Origin of the sequence: Leptospira perdikensis, assembly GCF_004769575.1 — a bacterium.
GTDB lineage: Bacteria > Spirochaetota > Leptospiria > Leptospirales > Leptospiraceae > Leptospira_A > Leptospira_A perdikensis.
The window spans coordinates 59,061-79,746 of sequence record NZ_RQGA01000011.1; the positions used below are offsets into that span (position 1 = coordinate 59,061).

The 20,686-nt window shown below is 39.2% G+C and carries 17 protein-coding genes; 5 read left to right on the forward strand and 12 right to left on the reverse strand.

Features of this window, described 5'->3' with window-relative positions; all coding sequences use genetic code 11:
• Nucleotides 1-19: 19 nt before the first annotated feature.
• Nucleotides 20-253 carry an acyl carrier protein gene (gene acpP, locus EHQ49_RS10325; protein ID WP_100744393.1) on the reverse strand — a complete coding sequence of 78 codons (234 nt, stop codon included), beginning with the start codon at nt 251-253 and terminating at the stop codon, nt 20-22.
• Nucleotides 254-628: 375 nt separating this feature from the next.
• Between acpP and EHQ49_RS10330 the strand changes: the two genes are divergently transcribed.
• The 3 genes from EHQ49_RS10330 to EHQ49_RS10340 all read left to right on the forward strand — a co-directional run bounded on the left by EHQ49_RS10330 (nt 629) and on the right by EHQ49_RS10340 (nt 5,344).
• Nucleotides 629-2,215 carry a sulfurtransferase gene (locus EHQ49_RS10330; protein ID WP_135579091.1) on the forward strand — a complete coding sequence of 529 codons (1,587 nt, stop codon included), beginning with the start codon at nt 629-631 and terminating at the stop codon, nt 2,213-2,215.
• Nucleotides 2,216-2,315: 100 nt separating this feature from the next.
• On the forward strand, nt 2,316-4,226 hold the full coding sequence (locus EHQ49_RS10335) for a DUF1538 domain-containing protein (RefSeq protein ID WP_135579093.1): 1,911 nt from the start codon (nt 2,316-2,318) through the stop codon (nt 4,224-4,226).
• On the forward strand, nt 4,223-5,344 hold the full coding sequence (locus tag EHQ49_RS10340) for a P-II family nitrogen regulator (protein ID WP_135579095.1): 1,122 nt from the start codon (nt 4,223-4,225) through the stop codon (nt 5,342-5,344). Before EHQ49_RS10335 ends, EHQ49_RS10340 begins: the two co-directional genes overlap by 4 nt.
• A 124-nt stretch (nt 5,345-5,468) precedes the next feature.
• On the opposite strand, the gene fabG is transcribed toward EHQ49_RS10340, so the two are convergent.
• The 7 genes from fabG to cmk all read right to left on the reverse strand — a co-directional run bounded on the left by fabG (nt 5,469) and on the right by cmk (nt 11,445).
• A complete protein-coding gene (gene fabG / locus EHQ49_RS10345) occupies nt 5,469-6,230 on the reverse strand; it encodes a 3-oxoacyl-ACP reductase FabG (RefSeq protein ID WP_004787563.1) in 762 nt (253 codons plus the stop codon).
• A 76-nt stretch (nt 6,231-6,306) separates the two neighbouring features.
• The gene (gene plsX / locus EHQ49_RS10350; protein WP_135579097.1) at nt 6,307-7,329 is read right to left on the reverse strand and encodes a phosphate acyltransferase PlsX; all 1,023 of its coding nucleotides are present in this window, start codon (nt 7,327-7,329) and stop codon (nt 6,307-6,309) included.
• Nucleotides 7,330-7,334: 5 nt separating this feature from the next.
• Nucleotides 7,335-7,535, reverse strand: coding sequence for a 50S ribosomal protein L32 (gene rpmF, locus EHQ49_RS10355; protein WP_015679024.1), 201 nt, complete (start codon nt 7,533-7,535; stop codon nt 7,335-7,337).
• Nucleotides 7,536-7,602: 67 nt separating this feature from the next.
• A complete protein-coding gene (hisG, locus tag EHQ49_RS10360) occupies nt 7,603-8,217 on the reverse strand; it encodes an ATP phosphoribosyltransferase (RefSeq protein WP_135579099.1) in 615 nt (204 codons plus the stop codon).
• 3 nt (nt 8,218-8,220) lie between these two features.
• Nucleotides 8,221-8,967 (reverse strand): tetratricopeptide repeat protein, encoded by a 747-nt coding sequence (locus EHQ49_RS10365; protein ID WP_135579101.1) that lies wholly within the window; start codon nt 8,965-8,967, stop codon nt 8,221-8,223.
• Nucleotides 8,968-8,971: 4 nt separating this feature from the next.
• Complete coding sequence (locus tag EHQ49_RS10370) at nt 8,972-10,672, reverse strand: 30S ribosomal protein S1 (protein WP_135579103.1); 1,701 nt, start codon at nt 10,670-10,672, stop codon at nt 8,972-8,974.
• Nucleotides 10,673-10,692: 20 nt separating this feature from the next.
• A complete protein-coding gene (cmk, locus tag EHQ49_RS10375; protein ID WP_135579105.1) occupies nt 10,693-11,445 on the reverse strand; it encodes a (d)CMP kinase in 753 nt (250 codons plus the stop codon).
• A 145-nt stretch (nt 11,446-11,590) separates the two neighbouring features.
• Between cmk and EHQ49_RS10380 the strand changes: the two genes are divergently transcribed.
• A complete protein-coding gene (locus EHQ49_RS10380) occupies nt 11,591-13,123 on the forward strand; it encodes a histidine kinase dimerization/phosphoacceptor domain -containing protein (RefSeq protein WP_135579108.1) in 1,533 nt (510 codons plus the stop codon).
• Here EHQ49_RS10380 and EHQ49_RS10385 read toward each other — a convergent pair.
• From EHQ49_RS10385 to aroA, 4 genes are all read right to left on the reverse strand, one after another.
• Nucleotides 13,104-14,702, reverse strand: coding sequence for a hypothetical protein (locus EHQ49_RS10385; protein ID WP_135579110.1), 1,599 nt, complete (start codon nt 14,700-14,702; stop codon nt 13,104-13,106). The genes EHQ49_RS10380 and EHQ49_RS10385 overlap by 20 nt on opposite strands.
• A gap of 109 nt (nt 14,703-14,811) precedes the next feature.
• Entirely contained in the window at nt 14,812-15,237 is a 426-nt protein-coding gene (locus EHQ49_RS10390) for a hypothetical protein (protein WP_135579112.1), read from the reverse strand.
• A gap of 119 nt (nt 15,238-15,356) precedes the next feature.
• Nucleotides 15,357-16,457, reverse strand: coding sequence for an AraC family transcriptional regulator (locus tag EHQ49_RS10395; RefSeq protein ID WP_244241438.1), 1,101 nt, complete (start codon nt 16,455-16,457; stop codon nt 15,357-15,359).
• Between the two features lie 316 nt (nt 16,458-16,773).
• Nucleotides 16,774-18,060, reverse strand: a complete 1,287-nt coding sequence (aroA, locus tag EHQ49_RS10400) for a 3-phosphoshikimate 1-carboxyvinyltransferase (protein WP_135579114.1) — start codon at nt 18,058-18,060, stop codon at nt 16,774-16,776.
• 87 nt (nt 18,061-18,147) lie between these two features.
• On the opposite strand from aroA, the gene EHQ49_RS10405 reads away from it, so the two are divergent.
• Nucleotides 18,148-20,685: a cyclic nucleotide-binding domain-containing protein gene (locus tag EHQ49_RS10405; protein WP_135579115.1), complete on the forward strand. Its 2,538-nt coding sequence runs from the start codon at nt 18,148-18,150 to the stop codon at nt 20,683-20,685.
• The last annotated feature ends 1 nt before the right edge of the window (nt 20,686 follow it).

A 20,686-nucleotide genomic window follows, 5' to 3' on the forward strand; every position in this document is an offset into this window, starting at 1 on the left:
CCGGTTTTTGGATTGGGAATTACCCCTTAAGTTTATCGATGAATTTAATTACATCGCCTACGGTTTGGATTTTTTCTGCGTCTTCGTCAGAAATTTCCACACCAAACTCTTCTTCAAGAGCCATAACTAACTCAACTGTATCAAGAGAGTCAGCACCAAGATCATTGATGAAGTGAGCCTCAGGTGTTACTTCTGACTCATCAACGCCAAGTTGTTCTACGATGATTGACTTAATTTTATCGAAATCTGCCATTTTATATCCTCCAGGCCACTGTGAACAGTGGGGCAAGTGTTAAATCGTTTTCCACTAGGTATATATGTACGCCTAGCGTTTTTTTAAAATGAAATTGTCGGAATTTTTGGCAAGTCTAAATAGATTATTTTCCTCTTGAAACCTTTGACATCGTTCTAACATCACCTAACATAAATTAAATCTTACGATTTAGAATCATTTTGCTCGGAAAATGACGAGAAATGAACGATCCCACATCCAATTCCAAAATCCTGGACGGTTTTCCAGTCGATTGCTCCATTTTAACAGATTTACTTTCCGCTATAGCGGATTACTCTTCCCCTTAAGAGCCCTTCTTACGAAATCGAGCTTAAGAATAAAACTAAGGAGAACTCCATGATTCAAAAATGGATCCGATCTATCACAACTTTCCTCCTACTTTCCTTCTCGGTATCTTGTGCAGAAAAGAAAGAAGACAGCAACACACTACTAGCAGGCCTACTTCTTTTTGCCGCGAACCAAATTAAGGTAAATACTGTTTCAGAGCTTACGAATGAATCCGCTGCAGATTACAATGAAAACAAGTGGGGTCTGATTACAGGTACTACACTGAACTCTTGGGTCAGCAATTGGCAGGCAAACAAACCACCTGGAATTACAGGGAACTTGATTATCTTACAAACAGATGCGGCAAACCGCGTCGCCGGAGATGGTCATAACGCTTATGTAAAATCAGAACCAAATTCGGGAGTGTATGTTTATCTTTTGAATGATTATACAACTCCAGACCTTCCCTCAGGTGGATTTCGATTCAACCAAACTCGAGATGCAGGTCTTTTCACAAATTCAATTCGTTATCAAGCCAATGGCACTTTCATCGACGATTGGTTGAATACCTATAATATTGATCCAACAAAAGATTTGATTGTTTTTGCTGCCGGAACAGGAAACGGAACAACCGTTGCCTCTGATCCTGCGGCAGCAACTGCCACTGCTGCTGGTGCCATTCAAGATATCACAAGAGGATTTTATTGGTTACGTTATTGGGGTGTTGATATCAAACATTTGGCCATTTTAAATGGAAACCTTCGATATAATATCACGAATAATTTGATACAATCTGCTCAAACAAGTACGACAAAATCCACTCTACCAACAACCAAAACTTCCTTTAGCATTCGCCAAATCCGTGTGGATAATACAGCAATTACACTTGGGTTAGAAGATATTTACGAAATTGCTAAGAACAATTTGGCAACAACTAGTGTTTTTGGAATTACTAGTTCTCAATTTTTAATTGATGCAAGACCAACTGCACAATTTGGAGCATCAGGTTCAAGGACTGCCGGAGTGAATGGAAATGTAACTCAGTACATCACAACTGGTTGGGATTCAGCTGGTGCTCCTGTAGTATGGGCTGCATCTGGTGATGCCAACTCAGCAAATACAGCAGGGAAAACATATGTTCCTTTTGAAGGAAATATTAAAGGTGCTATTTCTTTCCCTTGGCTTGCATTGTTCGAAGGAATTCCTGATTCAGGGAGTACGGCGGGAGTTACGGCAACTGCATTTGCCAATGGATACCGATACAAATCCAAAGCTGCACTCGCTGCAATCTTTACGAACAAAGGTTATTCTGCAGGGAAAACAGTCATTAGTCAATGTAGAACAAATTTCGAAGCACAGGTCAACGGATTTGCTGCTCTCAATGTTTTAGGTTACCCAACTGCATTTTATGACGGTTCTCTAGTAGAGTGGACCGCTCTCATAGCAGCACATACAGACTCAAGTATCAATCAAATACCTGCAGACTACAAATGGAGAACTGATTTAGCAACAGTGAGTGTGTTTGATTACAATCCACAAATTAATAATACGGGAAATGTTGGTAGTGCTCTCAACCGAGTGAAACCAGCACCAGTCAATCTTACGGCAACAACAACAAAAAAATTCATCCAAGAAGATAAGGCTTATAAGTACTAATCTCTTTCCCAGTTTACACTTCGTCTCCTGGCATCTGCCGGGAGACATTCTTTTTGAAATTCCCTTTGCAAAAATGTTTTTGCTTTAGTTCTATGTCTATATGGCAAGGAATGAAAAAGAAGAGACCATCCACATTGGATTCAAAGAAGCATTTGCACTAATCTTACCCTACTTTCGCAAAAAAATTTGGGAACAAACGAAATCAGTTGTTTGGGTTGTTTCCTATTTAATATTATTTCAACTCATTGTACTCAGAATCCCAATCAAAGAAGCAGGAATCATTTCTTTAGGAATTTTTGCAGTCATTCTCGGATTAACTTTTTTTATGGAAGGTTTGTATTTAGGCATCATGCCACTGGGTGAAACCATTGGTTTAAGACTTCCACAAAAAGTAAATTTGTTAACCATTATGGTTTTCTGTTTGTTCGTAGGAATTGTAGCAACACTGGCAGAACCTGCAATCTCCGTATTAAAACAAAGTGGATCGGCAGTGAATCCTTGGGATGCACCCTTATTATTTCATTTACTCAACGAAGGTGCTGATGTTCTTTTTCTTAGCATAGCAATTGGTGTTGGATTTTCGATTGTTTTTGGGATCATTCGCATCATCTACGGGATTTCTCTTTCAAAGTTTTTGATACCAAGTTTGATTGTTTTAATTTTAATCACCTTGTATTCCTTTGGTGATGAAAATCTAAAACTAATTTCCGGGCTTGCTTGGGATTCAGGAGTGGTTGCTACAGGTTCCCTCACAGTCCCTCTCATCGTTGCTTTGGGACTCGGGGTATCAAAAGCATCACGCACTAGCGATACAACGACAGGTTTCGGTGTAGTGACACTAGCTTCTCTTTTTCCTATCTTAAGTGTATTTGTTGTTGGCCTTTACTTTGCACCCCAATTACCCCAACCGATGCCTAAAGAAAAATTTTTTGGAAATGGAATCACTATAGAACAATCCAAACTTTTATTTGGAGAAAAAAATCCGGAAACTCTATTTGGAACCTTTGAAAAGGAACAAAACTCTCAGTTATCAATTCACAACAAACTCGTAAAAATCATCGAAGGTATTTTGGAAAGTTTTTCAGACTCCCTTCAAGCCATCATTCCTCTTGCGGGCTGTTTGGTTCTTTTTTTATATATTATTTTGAGGGAAAGTTTACCATTCACCGATGAATTGTATCTCGGAATTTTATTTGTTTTTTTAGGACTGGCTATTTTTAATTTTGGAATCTTTTTTGGACTTAGCAAACTCGGAAGCCAGGTAGGAAACAAACTCCCTTCATCCTTTCGCTCCATTGAACTGACTGATTCAACAAAAGAGATCAGAAACTTTGATCCTAAAATTGTGATCACAGCAACCGATGAACAAGGAAAAACAGAAAATTTCTTTTACTTGAAAGACAAAAAGTCTTTTTCTCAAATTCCCTTCCGGGACAAAAACTACGATTCCCATTCAGAAATTTATAGTTATATTCCCATTCATGGCCCACTTTTCGGCAAAGAAGACAATCTATTGGGATATTTTGTTGCCCTACTTTTTGCATTTGTATTAGGATATAGTGCCACACTCGCCGAACCCGCATTAAGTGCTCTTGCGACCAGCGTAGAAGAGGTAACTGTAGGAACTGTCAAAAAGATGGTTCTCATCCAAGCAGTGGGAATTGGAGTTGGACTTGGTACTTTACTTGGAATCTTAAAGATCTTTGTGGGGATTCCTCTTTTGTACATCCTTCTCCCATCTTATGTTTTTCTTGTTTTTTTAACCTTACTCAGTAAACCCGAGTTCATTGATATTGCGTGGGACAGTGCAGGTGTAACAACAGGACCCATTACAGTTCCCCTAATCATTGTTCTGGGACTTGGAATTGGAAACCAATTGAATATCGTAGATGGATTTGGAATCCTCTCCTCCGCCGCCATTTTTCCAGTGCTCACAGTACTCATCATGGGATTATGGATGGAAAGATCCCGAAGACAATCCTTATCAAACATTGAGGCAGAAGAAAAATGAACCATTCCTCAGCTATTAGAATTACAGTCGTTGTTCATAAAGATCTCTCAGATGAAGTACAGAAAGTTCTAAATCATTTAGGAGTCCCCTATTTTTCTCACGAACTAGGAAGATATCCCATTCTCAAAAGAAACCATATTTTTCTTTTGAACCTTTATTCCAGTACGCAGTTGTACAATTTACCAGTTGTAATCTTCCAAATACTTACGGATAAAAAAACAGAAGATTTTCTGTTCAACCAGATTATAGAAGCGGCAGACCTAACCGTTCCTGGCCACGGATCCATTTATACAGAAGATATATCCGTATTTTGCCCGATGGCAGAAAATTTAATCTACCGAAATCCGATCAAAACAAAACCTCTAGGTTTTACAGGACTTACTGGTATCTTTTGTATCATCCAAAGAGGTGCTGCGGACACCATGTCCCATTACATTCTAGAAAATGGAGTGGCTGTTCCTACCATCACTTACGGAGTGGGGAGAGGCCTTAGAGATCGCCTTGGACTTTTACGAATTACCATTCCCAAAGAAAAGGAAATAGTTAAATTAATTGTCCACTCTTCTGACGCAGAACATGCATTAGACTTTATCATTGAAGCCGGTAAACTCGATTTACCAGGTAAGGGTTTTATCTTCGAGTATCCAATCAAAAGAGGACTTATCAATACAAAGATCAGTTTGGATGGACCGAAACAAGCTGCGAGTATGGAACAAGTCATTTCAGCATTGGATCATTTGTATGGAAATATTGATTGGAGAAGGCAATTTACAAACTTCCGAAAGGGTGCAAGAAAACGAAGTTACTTCGAAGGGGTAAACATCCATTTGAATGCCAAAGAAGGTTTTGTGGAAAAAGTGCTCATGAAACTTTCGAAACTTGGAATTTCAGGGGCCACAATCTCCCAAGACCGTCTCGTCAACCTGGGTGCGGAAAATAGTATCTTTAACCCCGCACGCGATTCAGCAAATTTGTTAATTCCTAAAAAGATGTTGAATGAAGTGATTTTGGAATTAGAAAATCTGGAATTTTTTAAAGAGGAAACGGAAGGAATTGCCTACACAATGGAAATTCCAAGAGCCTTCTCTTATCAATCGAAACTGAATCAGAAAAAATAAAAAATCCCCTCGTCATCCGAAGGCATTCGGCGATGAGGGGATACACATAACGATTCGATTTTATCCTAACCGCTTGTAGTAACCGTCATTAGAGTTTAAATGACGGTTACTTCGTTTCTAAATCTTAATGACCGCCACCTGGTAGAAAACCACCACCATTGATATCAAGGATATGTCCTGTGATAAAAGAAGAAGCATCAGACGCAAGGAATGCGATTCCGTTTGCGATGTCTTCTGGAAGACCAGCACGTTTTAATGGAATTGCTTGCACCATACCGTGTCTGATGTTTTCAGGGATTGCTTCTGTCATTTCAGTTGCGATAAAACCTGGAGCGATTGCGTTACAACGAACCTTTCTAGAAGCCATCTCAAGAGCTACAGCTTTTGTAAAACCAATCACACCTGCTTTAGAAGCAGAGTAGTTTGTTTGTCCAATGTTTCCGTTTTCACCAGAGATTGAAGAAAGGTTGATGATAGATCCACCATTTTCTTGTTTCATCATCACTTTGATGGCTGCTTGTGTACAAAGATAAGTTCCAGTAAGGTTTACTGCGATGACAGAATCCCACTGCTCTTTTTTCATTCTCATAAGAAGGGTGTCGCGAGTGATCCCTGCGTTATTCACTAGGATGTCTACAGTTCCAAATTCTTTTTTTGCTGAATCAATTAGTTTTTGAGCATCTTCTTCTACAGAAACGTTTGCTACTACTGCGATTGCTTTGTAACCTTTGGATTTTAATTCTTCAGCTGTTGCATTCGTTGCTTCTGGGTTCATATCCGCTACAACGATGTTAGCTCCAAGAGAAGCTAGTTTCAAACAAGTTGCTTTTCCAATTCCTCTTGCTCCACCTGTTACGATGGCTGTTTTTCCTGATAAACTAATCATTTGGTTTTTTCCTCTTTTTTCTAATTCCTAAAAACATTTTCTAAACTAAATCAATTTAAATGAATCCTTATCTGATCTATGTAGAATCACCCAGTATTGTTTTGTATTCACCGAGCCTCGTTCGAATCCGATCGTTGATTCCATGTTTGGCGCACTCAGCAATGACCCGTACAGCATTTTTTACTGCCAATGCATTGGAAGACCCATGCCCAATCATACAAATCCCTTCTACACCGAGTAGAAGAGCGCCACCGTATTCCGCATAGTCTAAACGTTTTTTCACGGCGTTAAATGTTGATTTTAAAAGTAAGGCTCCCGTTTGCGCAAGGCTAGATTGTCTGATGGAATTTTTTAAAACATTGAATATAGATTTTGCAAGACCTTCTGTTGCTTTAAGAACGATGTTCCCAATGAATCCATCACAAACAACAACATCCACTTCACGACCACCACCATAAAGATCGCGACCTTCTACGTTTCCGACAAAATTAAAAGGGATTTTTTTTAATAGATCAAAGGTTTTGACAGAAACAGTATTTCCCTTTTTGTCTTCTTCTCCATTAGAAAGGATTCCCACCTTGGGATTTTGAATTCCAAAAAGTTCACGAGAATAAATTTCACCCATCACTGCGAACTGTGCTAAATACTCTGGTTTACAATCTACATTGGCACCAGCATCTAACAAAAGCACAGGTGGTCCTTCTTCTCTAGGAATATGTGCGGCAATAGGTGGCCGCAGAACGCCAGGTAGGCGACCTAGGTGTAACAATGCGGCAGCCATAGTTGCACCAGTGTTTCCCGGAGAAAACACACCGATACATTCTTTATCTGCCACTAAACGAACTGCTTTGACTACGGAAGAATCCTCCATAGCGCGGACTGCTATCGAAGGAGAATCATTCATACCGATGATTTCAGTAGAATGAATGACACGGACTTTCTCTGTGTCATAATCAAATTTTAACAGGATATCAAGTAACTCTTGTTCGTCGCCAACAAGATACACAGACAGTCCGAATTCTCGAACTGCCAGTACCGCGCCCTCGACGATACCTTCAGGGCCGTAATCTCCGCTCATCGCGTCCACGGCGACCCACATAATGGTTAGTTATCTTCGGTCGTTTTTTTAACTTTTTGAGCGACTACGAGTTTTCCCTTATAAAAACCGCAATAAGGGCAAACACGGTGGGACAGAACAAATGATCCACAATTGGAACACGGGTTTAAGTTAGGTTTGCCAATCGCGTGATGGGCTCTTTTTGTTCTAACTTTCGATTTTGATTTACGTCTCTTTGGGACTGCCATGGCTATCCTCTATGGAATTATAACTGGTTTTTACTATGTTTTGGAAAACGAATGTGAAAACAATATTTTAATTTTCTAGGCTCTCGATAAGAGACCGTAATTCGGTGTGTTTGTGATAAAAAGAGGAGCGATTGCATACCAAACGGGCTGTACTGTATAAAATCGACTCAAATTCCTTCAGACCATTGGCTTTTAAGGTCCCACCAGTAGAAACTAAGTCCACAATACAGTCGGAAAGACCAACGATGGGGGCGAGTTCAATGGAACCGTAAAGTTTGATGATTTCACAAGAGATCCCTTTGGAAAAAAAATATTCGCGAGTTAGATTCGGATATTTGGTCGCTACTCGCACTTTGGAACGTTTGGCAAACAAATCAAAGTCAGGAAAGGAGGCAAGAGAGAGCCTGCAAGCTCCTAGTTTCAAATCGACAGGGGCAATCAGATCGAATCCCCCTTCTCTTAGGATATCCCAACCCACTATGCCGGCGTCGGCTGCAGCTTCTTCCACATAAGTGCAAACATCTTGGGATCTGACAAATAAAAGGCGGAGGCGTTTGTCTTCAGAGACAAAGGTGAGTTCCTTCGAACCCTCGGATGGCAAAGTTTTTAGCCATCCTTTGGATTGCAAAAGAATTGCAGTTTCTTCGGCAAGCCTACCTTTCGGAAGAGCCAAAGTTAACATAGGTTAGTTTTTCCCGAGTTTGAGGAGTAAATAACTAGAGAGGAGTTTCACATCTTCTTGTGATTCAGCCCCATCTAATTTGACTGCTTTTTCAAGATACTGTTTTGCTGACGGTTTGTCACCGGTAAGGTAAGACAATCGACCTGCTTGGTAATAAGACCAAGCCTTAAAACCATTTAGTTCTCTTGCAGGTTCGATGACCGTAGCAGCAATTTTATAATTTTCTAAAGACTTTGTATTGTTTTTTTCACGTTCACGGTAGTTACCAGCAACGTAAAAATAAAGAGCTTTGATTTCTTTAGGAGTATCAATTTTTTTAGCAGCATCTTCTAGAAAGCCGGCAGCTTTTCCAAACTCACCTTTTTCTGCATAAAGTTTAGATAGATCTTTCCAAACTCGAAGTTCCATTTTACCGGTGCTTTGGTTTTGTAAAAAAACTTCTAAACTTTGGATCTGAGCCTCAAGTCCCACTTTTGATTTTTGGTGTGTGAGTTTTAAATCCTCAAGTGTTACCGTCTCTTTTTCAAAGAGGTAAGCTCGGTATTCGAAAAATCCAATGATGACAGCTAACACAACAATGGCGGAAGCAAGACCAATAAATACTGCCTTACGATTGCGTGATAAAAAATGTGTGAACTTTAAAAAAGCGAGTTCTGCTTTGGAACCTTCAAAATCAGCGAACTCATCCTTTTGGATGAGTTCAGCTTGTTTTTTCTGTTCGATTTGGTTTTTTTTATGAAACTTATCCATGGACCTATCGGTTTTGGTTTAAATTCATAAAAGAACCGATGGATTCACGAGAAGGTTGGTTATCTTCCTTCATGTATTTCGCCATCTCTTCACGTTCTACTGCTTTATCAAAGTCCTTGATAGAGAGAGAAATTTTCTTATTGTTAGGTTCGATTTTGACAACTACTGTGCGAACGGAATCGCCCACTTTGTAAAGATCTTCTAACTTAATGTTGCGACCATCTGGAATTTCAGAGATGTGAACTAGACCTTCGTAACCTGGTTCTACTTCTACGAAAACACCAAAACTAACAATCGACTTCACACGACCTTCAACAAGAGTACCCGGTGGGTATTTTTTGCGAAGAGCTTCGTATGGATGTTCTGAAAGTTGTTTCAGTCCACAGCTGATTCGTTGTGCATCTAAGTTCACATCAAGGATTTTGTATTGAACCGATTGGCCTTTTTTGAGGAGGTTCAGTGGGTTCTTTTCTTTTTCATCCCAAGTGATGTCAGAGATATGAATGAGTCCTTCGATTCCACTTTCTACTTCAACGAAAGCACCGTATTTTGTGATTCCAGTGATTTTACCTTCGAGTACGTTTCCGGCACGAACATTAGCAGAAAGAGCTTCCCATGGGTTAGGAAGTAATTGTTTGAGTCCAAGAGACAAACGTCTTGCTTCGAAATCAATATCCAAAATTTCAGAATCTACTTCTTGGCCTTTTTTCAAAACATCTTTTGGATGTGGTGGTTTTTTTGCCCAAGAAAGTTCGGTTGTATGAATGAGTCCTTCCAATCCTTCTTTGAGTTCTACGAAAGAACCGAAGTTAGTAAGAGAGGTTACGATTCCGCGAACCACCATTCCTTTTTCGAGTTCTTTTTTCGCCCAAATCCAAGGATCTTCATAGAGTTGTTTGATTCCAAGAGAAAGTTTGTTGTTCTCTTTATCAACTTCCAAAACAACCACTTCTACTTCGGCACCGATATTGAAATATTGTTTGAAAGGAGCAAATTTTTTGTAAGAAATATCGTTTTGACGAAGAAGTCCCACTACATCGTAAACAGAAAGGAAAACACCAAAGTTTGCAATTTTTACAACTTTACCGTTTACCTTGTCTCCGACTTTTACTTTGCCGAGGAGTTCTTCCCACTTCTCGCCGTTGATTTCGTCGAGGAGGGTTTTACGAGAGACCACACCAGTTCTCGTTTTTTCGTTAAGTTCGATGATTTTGAATGAAAATTCTTTTCCACCTTCAGTGGATTCTTTAAAACGAACTCCTACATGAGAAGCAGGTAGGAACAATTGAATTCCTTCGCTTTCTACTAGGTATCCCTTGTTTTTAACTTCACCGGCAATTTTACCAGAGAGTGGATATCCGTTTTGGCTTGCGTCTTTAATGGTTTCCCAACCAACTCTTTGGTCCGCTTCTTTTTTGGAGAGGACACAATATCCGTCGACCCGCTTCTTAATGATCGCACTGACTTTTTCACCGCGTTTTGGCGTTTCAGAAAAGTCTTCACGTGAGACACGAGCTTCCAATTTTTCTCCAATATCAAGGAAAACAGTGTCACCAATGACATCGACTACAGTCCCTTCAATGAGGGTACCTTTTCCTGCGGAGTTTTCTTGTTCTTGTGCTTGTGACTGCGATTCCCACTTCTCTAATAGTTCGCCGAAGGAAGTGGTCTCATTTTTGGGGGAGGATGGGTTGGTTGAATTCAATGGTTACCGGGATACAAAACCTAGATTTGCCCAGAGGATGAAACCTTGGACAGGATAGTATTTAGGACAGTTTCCGTGTCGAGGGTGCTCGTGTCAATCAGGATTGCGTCGGAAGCCTGTTTCAGGGGAGCCACAGTACGACTGGTGTCACTTTCGTCCCTAGCCACAATCTCGTCTTGGATGTGTTTTAGGTCGGCTTTAAAGCCTTTTGCAACTAATTCATCGTATCGGCGTTTGGCCCTCACTTCCACAGAGGCAGTCAGAAAAAATTTAAATTTGGATTTAGGAAAGACTTCTGTCCCAATATCGCGACCATCCATTACCAGTTTATGGGTTTTCGCAAATTCACGGATGTGGTGGTTGAGAATTTCGCGAAAAGCACGTCTTGGAGCAATGTAACGGATTTTTTTGGTGATCTCTGGATCGCGGATTTCATGACTTATGTCTCGTTCTCCCAGGAAGATTAAATTTTCACCGGTAGCCGAGAGTTCACAGTGTACGGGAATTTTTGCGACAGAAAATCCGAACTCCGCTTCGTCTTTTTCTAGAAGGGTGGCATCAGCCAATTTTTCAGTATAAAATGGAAACTTGGATTCATCTTCTTTAGTTTCCAAAAACCTCTCCCATATAGCAAGAGTTAGTCCCCGATAGAATGCCCCTGAATCTAAATAAAGATACCCGATTTTATGGGCAATCATTCGTGCAAGCGTACTTTTCCCAGAGCCAGCAGGCCCGTCTATGGCAATGACATTTTCGATATTCAGAGTACTCATAAGATTATAATCTAAAGCTAAAACCTGTTTTGATTTCGTCCAGACGAATTCTTATACAGGATAGAAGACTAACTGATGGTAAACGATTTTACCTTGACATGAATTTTTTCCCATTATACGAATGATGGAATTCGGCGGGGTGCTAGTGAAACTTAGAAATCGCAATCTGGATCCAGAACGAATTGCCGACTTCGAATGTTTCCGGAGTGGGATCTTAGAACGCATCGTAGAAAATTCACCTTTAAACGAAGTCTTAACCGAAATTGTCCAAGGGATTGAAACTCTCAACCCCACGATGGTTTGCACCATCGTTCTTGTAGAAAATTCAAAAATCAAAATAGGGGCCGCCCCCTCCCTTCCCCAAACTTTTACTAAGGCCATTGAAGGTGTACCCATCGGTCCTGAAGTTGGTTCTTGTGGAACGGCCGCTTATACTGGCAAACGAGTTATTGTTGAAGATATTGCATCAAGTCCATTGTGGAAAAAATACAAAGACATAGCGATCAGTGTTGGTTTATTCTCTTGTTGGTCTGAACCAATTTTTTCCCATAAAAAAGATACCATCGGCGCTTTCGCAATCTATCATCGCGAGATTATTAGTCCCAATGAATTTGATATCTTTATCATTACGGAAACAGCTGACCTTGTTAGTATTGCTATTGAAAAATCAATTGTTTCGGAAAGGCTTACTGAAAGTGAAAGAAGGTTTCGAGATTTTTTCGAAAAGAACTCCTCTGTGATGCTCATCATCGAACCAAACTCCGGTGACATTATCAACGCTAACCAAACAGCCGTTCAGTTCTATGGATACCCACATGATGTTTTAACAAAAATGAAAATTGACGAGATCAATATACTTCCGAGCGAAGAAGTAAAAATGGAAAGAATGCGTGCTCTATCAGAAGAAAGAAGTTACTTTTGTTTTCCCCACAAATTAGCAAGCGGGGTCGTCAAACAGGTAGAAGTTTATTCCACTCCCATTGAAACTAGCAACCGCCACCTACTATTCTCCATCGTTCACGATGTTACAGAAAGAAAAATTGCAGAAGAAAAAGTAAAATCCCTACTTTCCGAAAAGGAGATGATACTAAGAGAAGTTCACCATAGAATCAAAAACAATATGACGATCCTTTATAATTTATTAGATTTACAAGCAGGATCACAGGAAAACTTAGAAATTCGGAACTCACTCAAAGATGCCACAAGTCGCATCAAAACCATGTCCCTTCTGTATGATAAATTGTATTCCGGGAAAGCTTTCCATAAACTACAATTAGATGAATATTTATTACCTCTATCACAAGAAATCATTTCTCTATTTCCCTACCCGGTAAAACTAAATACAGAACTCACAAGCGACCAACTTTCCGCGGAACAACTCCAGGCGATCGGTATCATTACCAATGAACTTCTCACAAATAGTTTAAAGTATGCCCGTGACCCCAAAAAAGAACTAGAAATCCAAATCAAATTTTGGGCAGAAGGAAATGATTTTCACTTAGTGATAGGAGACAATGGAAAAGGTTTTGATTCACAAGTTACTAACCCAGAAACATTAGGATTTGGTCTTACCTTAGTTTCTATGCTTGTAAAACAAATTTCCGGCCAACTCACATTTCACGGAGATGCCGGAGCCGAATTCCATATAGTATTCCCAACTAAAAACGTATCTCGTTAGAAACGGGAAATCCGTATCTAAATCTTTTTTTGGAATTGCCAAGGTAAGCAAATTCCAAACGAATATTTTGAATTTGGTTTGTCTCCACCTTCTTATCTAAATACAAACGCACTTCTTTCTCCATAGTCCGGCGGTAAAAGTAATTTTCCTTAATGTAACTATACATTTTAAGATACAAAACTTGTTCTTCTGTAGATAGTTTTGGGTTTGGTTTTTCTGCGTTTTGGCTTGCAAACTTTAGTTTTCCACTGAGGAAACGAAGGTTGGGTTGTAATAAATAATTAATGGGATTTGACTCATCAATTTGAATTACAAGTGGGAGTTTGACTTGGTTACAATTCCAGTAGAATCGGAGTATTGGTTCTTCCTCACTCACCTCTTTCCAGAAAAACTCCAATTCATTTTTGATACCACAGAATTCAGCGGATTTCTCATCAGAGTTCGAAACACTAACAAATGTTTTTGGGAAAATAGAAAATACAGTTTGATTGTGACTGAACTTAGAATACACCCCATGTGGAACCCAAACTCCGTCTTCGACTTTCTTAACCATCTCTTGTGCTTTTTGTTCTCCATTTCGTTTTTTTAGTTCTGCATAAAGAGATGCAGAAAGAGTATTAATGAACTCTGGAAAAAAACGATCCCCCGCATTGGTCTTTGCCACTGCTTGGAAAATGGTTACATCGGCAATTTCAGTTCCTACAAGTTGCCTATATTGCCAAAGTAAGGAAGGAATGAAAACAAAGTCTTTTTTAAAGTCAGCTTCAATGGAAGCATCATAAGAACCTATCTGTTTGTCCAAACGAAACGAAGAAACGATTAGCTGGCGTTTGACTGCTTCGCAAGTTCTATGTGTGTATAAGTCTGGGTGGTTTAACAAGGAAGCCGCGTAATAATCAGAAATCCCTTCTGCAAGGGAGCGACCTATGGCATTATTTCCCAGATACCTTCCAGTAATCAAATGGGTATATTCATGATAAATTGCATCAGGGCAAGAAGCAGTATCGATAATTCTTTCAAAAGCAAACGTATTTAGGATTGGGAAATCCCATTTTGGAGCAAACCATAATTCACTGTCCCAACTTCCTTTGACTTCTGAAGGAGGAATGGTTAGAGCTGTGTTTTTAAGAGGAACTTTGGAATCAAAATAATTTGTCGGTGAATATGCGTAAGGTGCATCTACTCGAACCACTACCTTGGGATGAAATTCTGTGATTTTTTCTTTGGATCCAGAAGAAAGGGCAATGGTTCTCCATTTGGATTCAATTTTTTTCAATTGGTATCCCAAAGTCAGATACTTTAGATTCCCTTCTACTTGATTGAGCGGGATAGGTAATTCTTCTAATCCAGAATAAATCAAAAAATTTTCTAAAACATAGTGAGTTTCGGACTGAAGTCCCATTTCCTCTAGAGTAATGTTTTTGTGGAGGAAGTGTTTTTGGGTCTCATCCCAATCTAAAACTTGATTTGTTTTTTTTGATTCCGCACTGAGGCCGAAACCTGAAATCAAAGTAAAAACAAAAACCATACTAAAGATTTTTTGTATGTAATTACCTTTGTTGTCTTGTTGATTCTTCATTGATTCAATACTCTATTAATTTTATTTTTAAAAAGAGGTCTTGTTTTTCATCAACTTGATTTATGACAAAAGAACAAGACCGTAAAATTTTTCTGATAAACAGATAGGATTAGAAACCAACCCCTACTGAATCATACATTCCACCACTAACTACGTTACCAAGTCCACCTGTGTGAATGAGGATTCCCACAACGGCAACAACAGTTACAGAAGCTAATACGTTTTCGAAAACTAGGAAGTTTGTTCCATGTAAGTAGTTTCCTGTGGATTGTTTTAGTTGAATGGAAGAAACAATTTTATCCATGTCTTGGTCTAGAGTGCCAGCAAATTCGGCGTTTTTGATCTCTCTGCTGATTCTTGTAAATTCTGCAGGAGTGATATGAGCTTTTAAATACTCATTTGCTTCTTTAGTTGTCAGACCATTTTTTACTAAAACTTTGGCTGCCTCTCTTACAGTCATGGAAGAAGTGGGAGCTGCAAATACACTTTGTGTAACAAACGCTAATACTAATAGAATTGTGATTTTCTTTTTCATCGGATAGTCCTTGGAATCAAATTTGTTCGAAGTGGATTTGTTTTTCCCTCTCAAACTTGAATCCATCCTACTACGAAAAAGAATCCGAATCGTCTGCTTCGATCGGATTGGATTGAAAACTACGACCGGATGGATCGAACTGGATGTTTTTTAAGAATTTTTTCTCTAAATTCCCTGGGAGTAGCTCCTGTTTCCTTTTTAAAGGCCTCGTTGAATGTAGATTTCGACCCAAAACCAACATCATAGGCAATGGCAAGTAGAGACCTTTCCGGTTCTTTTTCGATTTTTTCCTTAGCTTCCTTCACCCGATGAAAATTTGTATATTGATAGAAACTCAGTTTGATCTCAGAATTCAAAAATTCAGAAAGTTGGTGGGAACTAAGATCCATTCTTTCGGCCAATTCACGAAGGCTTAATTTTTCCTCACGATAGATTTTTTCTTTTTCAAATAAATCCTGGAGTTTGTTCCGAACTTCCTTGTGATCTAGTTTGGATATCTGAGAGATTTTGGCTTTCTTTTCATCTTCTACAATTTTTCGAACTTCTAAAAAGAAATCGGGATAACTTTGCCTAATCACATATAAAAAACATAGAAAAAATCCAATGGCAATGCCTGACAATTGGTGTGCTGTTTGGCCACCTGTCACCAGAGTTTTTAACCCATTTAAAGATAAAGCCAAACAAAACCCAACAATAGTAATCCCTATCTTTAGTGTATAATTTTTACGGAAAGTACTCCAGCGGATCTGTTTAGATATCCTCCTAAAAATACGCAACATACACCAAATATAAATCAAAATGGTTGGCAAAACCAAAAACAAAGGTCGCTCTACAAAGGGATTCAATCCCTTGTTTTCACTTTCCCAATAATATGTTTGATTCCAAAAATTCCAGACCATAATCAAAACAAACAAGGTAACTAGTGGAACGATGCGGTAAGACAACCTACGGAAAGAACGAAATTTTCCCTCTAAAACGGTGAGAAAGTATTCATCTAACAATACCCCAAGACAGGCTACAATTGGTAAATCAGTTAGGTATAAAAGATAAAGCCATTTGATTTTTCCTGAAGAAATTAAATAAAAATTAAATAAATGATAACTAGTCCCTAAAAAGATGATCCCTAGTAAAATTTGTTTTCTGTTTTTATGATAACTGAAAAATTCTCCGACTGCATAGAGACAAGCGAGTAACGAGGAAAACAAAAGAAAAAAATTCAAAGATTCATTGTGAATTTGGAAAAAAGAAGACATCATCATACCAGCTGGTTTAGGGATTCAATTTAAAATAGCACTGTTTAGACTAATATTGATTTCTATCCATAAAATGTTACCATTCATTTTCAACTCAAAGTAAATATTTATTTCTAAACGATTTAATATAGTTTAGGGAATTTCGGATAGAATTTATGTCGAAAATTGTTTAGAGGTGACTATGCGAGTGCATATCCCTGTAGAACCTTGCGACCAGGATCCATTTAAAAACCCTAGTGCAAAATAATAACCGATACCAATGATAAATCGTTTGGTATTTTGTTTAAAACGATTTTAGAATCTCAAAAAAACCAGGGAAACTTGTATCCACCCAGCTTGTATCGTCGAACGTAAGTTCTACGTTCGATAGTTTCGATAAAATGGCAAAACTCATAGCGATCCGATGGTCCATATAAGTTTCAATAAAAGAAGATTGAATTTCCCCTACTTCCCCGAACTCATAACCATCTTTCGATTCGTTCACTTTAACACCAAGTTTTTCCAAATTGGAAACCATGGATTGGATTCGATCCGATTCTTTGGCACGTAATTCTTCTGCGTGAGAAATTTGAAAACCACCTTCAGAAAAGAGCCCTGCAATCGTCAGAATAGGAATTTCATCAATGATAGAAGGAATCAAATCTTCGGTAATGACAGACCTTTTTAATTTAGATGGATAAACCAACAGATCACCGATCTCTTCACCACATTCTTGACGTTTGGCGACAACTTCAATCCGACCACCCATATTTTTTAAAACAGTGATGATCCCCACTCGAGAAGGATTGAGGCCAATGTTACGAATCAGGAGAGGTTCTGTTCCACCGGCACAAAGTCCAAAAACAATATAGAAAGCTGCACTGGAAATATCTCCAGGAATGACAAATTTTGCACCTTCAAAATGATACGGTGGTTTTACGGTAAAATGTATGGGGGAATGGTGCTCGATATTCCCACCTAAAAACCGAATCATATTTTCTGTATGGTCACGAGAAACTTCCGATTCTTTATATTCTATCGAAATCTCAGAAGCGAGGGCCGCTAGCACGAGCGCACTTTTGATTTGAGCGGAAGCAATGGGACTTGTATAAGAATAACTCTTTAGTTGTTTTCCACTGACACGAAGAGGAGCCCGGTCATTTCCTTCTGCGGAAACAATGTCTGCACCCATTTCCCTTAGTGGGTTCATAATCCTTGCCATCGGCCGTTTGCAAAGGGAAACATCGCCCGTTAGGGTCGCTGTGAGTCCAGGAAGCCCAGCAAGTAGTCCTGCAGAAAGTCTGATTCCCGTCCCTGCATTTCCAAAATCCAAAACACCCGCAGGAGATTTTAAGTTATTTTTTCCAGGACTGAAAACAGAATAACTACCTTTGCCTATTGGTTCTACCGAAAGCCCTAAACTAACAAAACAATTTAAGGTATGAAGGGGATCTTCGCCTTCTAAAAAACCATGAATTTCCGATTTTCCTTGGGAGAGTGCACTAAAGAGTACCGACCTATGGGAGATGGACTTATCTCCGGGGACATAAATTTCTTTTTTGGCACTTAATTTGATTTGGGGCTTCAACATGTTGTATTTTTCTAAAAAGTATTTTGCAATTTGGTGCTTCTTTAGTAGGTTTTGACGGAAACCAAGGTTTCACAAACGAACAACCAAATGCCTCTAGATACCAGTAAAAATAACCAAAAGATCCCAGTCAATCCAGGTGAAGTCCTTTTCATCGGAGGCAAAGCCTCGACCTCTATGAACATCCTACACGAAGGATCGGTGCGAGTGGAGACCACATTGGGAGATACAAGCATTGTTCTCTATAGTTTAGAAGGGGCAAACCTCACACCGGGTATCTTTGCTCTTTTGGAAGGCACACCTTACCCATATACCATTCGTGCCAAAACTTCTTGTGTCATCTCTACTTATGTGATGAACCAACCCAATGCCAAAAAAACTCTTACTTCAAAAGTTTCTGTGGGTGTGATGGCGGTGCGAACTCTACTCAAAGAAATCGGAGAACTCTACAAACGAGTTCTTTCCATCAAAGGTCTCTCCGCAAAATTCGAACAGACCATGGACAACTTGGGTGCTGTTTATTATATCTTAAACCCATCCATCTTTTCTGATGTAAGTCCAGGTGGGTTGATTACTCGTGATGAAAATATCATTGATCCCGTAATGAAACTCATCCGAAACAATTTGGCCGGGTTCCAAGAACACGGAGGGATGCTTCCCGACAAACCTACTGTGAATTTTTTAGAAGAAGATCATGGTGAGTTTTTTGAACGTAATTATAGTGAGGCGGTTGAATGGAATGATGCCGAATTCCACTTCATTAGAAAAATCCTTTCTGTGAATCCAAAAATTTCGCAGGCTCTATTCGAAGCAGATCCTACTCTTCTACAAAGTGCCGCAGAAAGTTACGTAAAAACCTATCGAGAGTTATTTGAATTATTAAGTAAAGAAACCTACGAATTATCTGAAATGATGAACAGTATGTTTGCTGGCGAAAATGCTCTCATTGAAAAATTCAACCTAACTTTGGATTTATTCAATACTGGATATTCGACAATTCCCTCCACTGTATTATTACCCGTAACAGAATGGGCTTTAAAAAAATCCAAATCACTGCTCGATGAATACAAACAAATTTTTGGTTCTCCTTTTGCTGCGGTTGGGAATAGTTTAGACAAATTAGAAACCAAACAAACAGAACTTACATCTAAATACGGACACGAACTCTCTGCACAAAAAAATAAAGATGAAATGGCTGCACAAGGCAGTGAAACCATCCGCGCAGGTATCGATACCAAAGCTCTGAAAACAGAACTTTTAAATTCAGCAAGTCAAATTCTAAACTACTCACAAGCAGATCCGGAATCGGTAAAAGAATTTTCCACACTGATGGTAAAACTAAAATCCTTCAAAAACCCGTTGGATCCAGAACCAGACAATCGTAAAATCAGAAGGACAATTTCAAAAACCTATTGGGAAGTATATAAAAAATCCTTCACTAAGTGGTTACAGTCCGGCAAACAAGCTCCTAAAGCCGTGGAACTTATGTTACGTTACGGATACTTTGATGAAAGTCTCCTGGATGAAGGTCATATTGTGGAACTTGTGAGTCGGTTGTACCAAGGTGGCGGAAATCCAAGTGCTCCCATTCATTATGGTACTGATTGGCTTGAAAAGATTTACTCACGCGAAGCTCCCACATCCGTGGACGAACTAGGGCAAACATTCTTTGAAAAATTAAAAATGGATCTTAAAGATTCAGCGATTAAATCAGAAAAAGATATCCCACCAGACTATGATACTGGAGAAGCGAGGCTCGGTTCAGAAATCTCCTCTATGTATGAACCGAACGTACGTTTGACGTCAGGAAATATAGCGAGTCATTTCCCAATCTTAACGAAATACCATATCACAATCCCTCTGGAAAAATGTTTTGTTTCCAAAGATGATGTAGAAAAGGCCTTACAATACATTTTGGGTGTAGACTATACTGCTTTCAATAGAGAAGTCATTTATCGTAATGAAGAAATCGGAATCAAAAACGAATTTGTGCAAAGATCAATCATTCCAGACTTCATTTTAGTTCCGTCTATCGGACCAAAAATTATGATGTGGCAAGACCTTTCTATCTTTCGCGGGGCCGGATCTAAGGAGTCCAGAGGAAGAATTAGTATCCCTCATTTTGTCACAGGGGATCTAAAAACCTTTATGTTGGAAGCAATTGCGGCATTCCGCTGGGAACTTTGTAAAAATATCCTTGGTCCTGATTGGAACAACGTAGGAATTCCATCCATTACGGCAGATTACACGGATTATGTGCAGTTCTACAAAAAGAGTAAAGACCTTTCCCCTGAACTCAAAGAAAAAATTTCTTCTGAATTCAAACGATTCCGCACAGACCGCGATAAGTTTGCTTATGATTATTCTATGTGGATTCGGTATGAAGCTGAGGGTGTACAAAGGGTCAACCGTGTGGTGCGTTCGATATTTTATCGTCACATCCCATTCCATAAAAACATCCGAGAAAAGGTAAGTTCGCAACCCGCTTATTCCGAACTCCATAACCGATTCAAAAACGTTCGCACACGCCAACACAAAGAATTCGAAAACAAATACAAAAAGTATATGGATGCTAGCGGAAACTTGCCCAAAGAACTCTATGAGAATTTAACTTTTTACGAAGTTTAAT

What these genes read in the sequence shown, in the direction of transcription:
- acpP (WP_100744393.1), bottom strand. Translation starts at nt 253, where the DNA reads ATGGCAGATTTCGATAAAATTAAGTCAATCATCGTAGAACAACTTGGC.
- EHQ49_RS10330 (WP_135579091.1), top strand. Translation starts at nt 629, where the DNA reads ATGATTCAAAAATGGATCCGATCTATCACAACTTTCCTCCTACTTTCC.
- EHQ49_RS10335 (WP_135579093.1), top strand. Translation starts at nt 2,316, where the DNA reads ATGGCAAGGAATGAAAAAGAAGAGACCATCCACATTGGATTCAAAGAA.
- EHQ49_RS10340 (WP_135579095.1), top strand. Translation starts at nt 4,223, where the DNA reads ATGAACCATTCCTCAGCTATTAGAATTACAGTCGTTGTTCATAAAGAT.
- fabG (WP_004787563.1), bottom strand. Translation starts at nt 6,230, where the DNA reads ATGATTAGTTTATCAGGAAAAACAGCCATCGTAACAGGTGGAGCAAGA.
- plsX (WP_135579097.1), bottom strand. Translation starts at nt 7,329, where the DNA reads ATGTGGGTCGCCGTGGACGCGATGAGCGGAGATTACGGCCCTGAAGGT.
- rpmF (WP_015679024.1), bottom strand. Translation starts at nt 7,535, where the DNA reads ATGGCAGTCCCAAAGAGACGTAAATCAAAATCGAAAGTTAGAACAAAA.
- hisG (WP_135579099.1), bottom strand. Translation starts at nt 8,217, where the DNA reads ATGTTAACTTTGGCTCTTCCGAAAGGTAGGCTTGCCGAAGAAACTGCA.
- EHQ49_RS10365 (WP_135579101.1), bottom strand. Translation starts at nt 8,967, where the DNA reads ATGGATAAGTTTCATAAAAAAAACCAAATCGAACAGAAAAAACAAGCT.
- cmk (WP_135579105.1), bottom strand. Translation starts at nt 11,445, where the DNA reads ATGAGTACTCTGAATATCGAAAATGTCATTGCCATAGACGGGCCTGCT.
- EHQ49_RS10385 (WP_135579110.1), bottom strand. Translation starts at nt 14,702, where the DNA reads ATGAAGAATCAACAAGACAACAAAGGTAATTACATACAAAAAATCTTT.
- EHQ49_RS10390 (WP_135579112.1), bottom strand. Translation starts at nt 15,237, where the DNA reads ATGAAAAAGAAAATCACAATTCTATTAGTATTAGCGTTTGTTACACAA.
- aroA (WP_135579114.1), bottom strand. Translation starts at nt 18,060, where the DNA reads ATGTTGAAGCCCCAAATCAAATTAAGTGCCAAAAAAGAAATTTATGTC.
- EHQ49_RS10405 (WP_135579115.1), top strand. Translation starts at nt 18,148, where the DNA reads ATGCCTCTAGATACCAGTAAAAATAACCAAAAGATCCCAGTCAATCCA.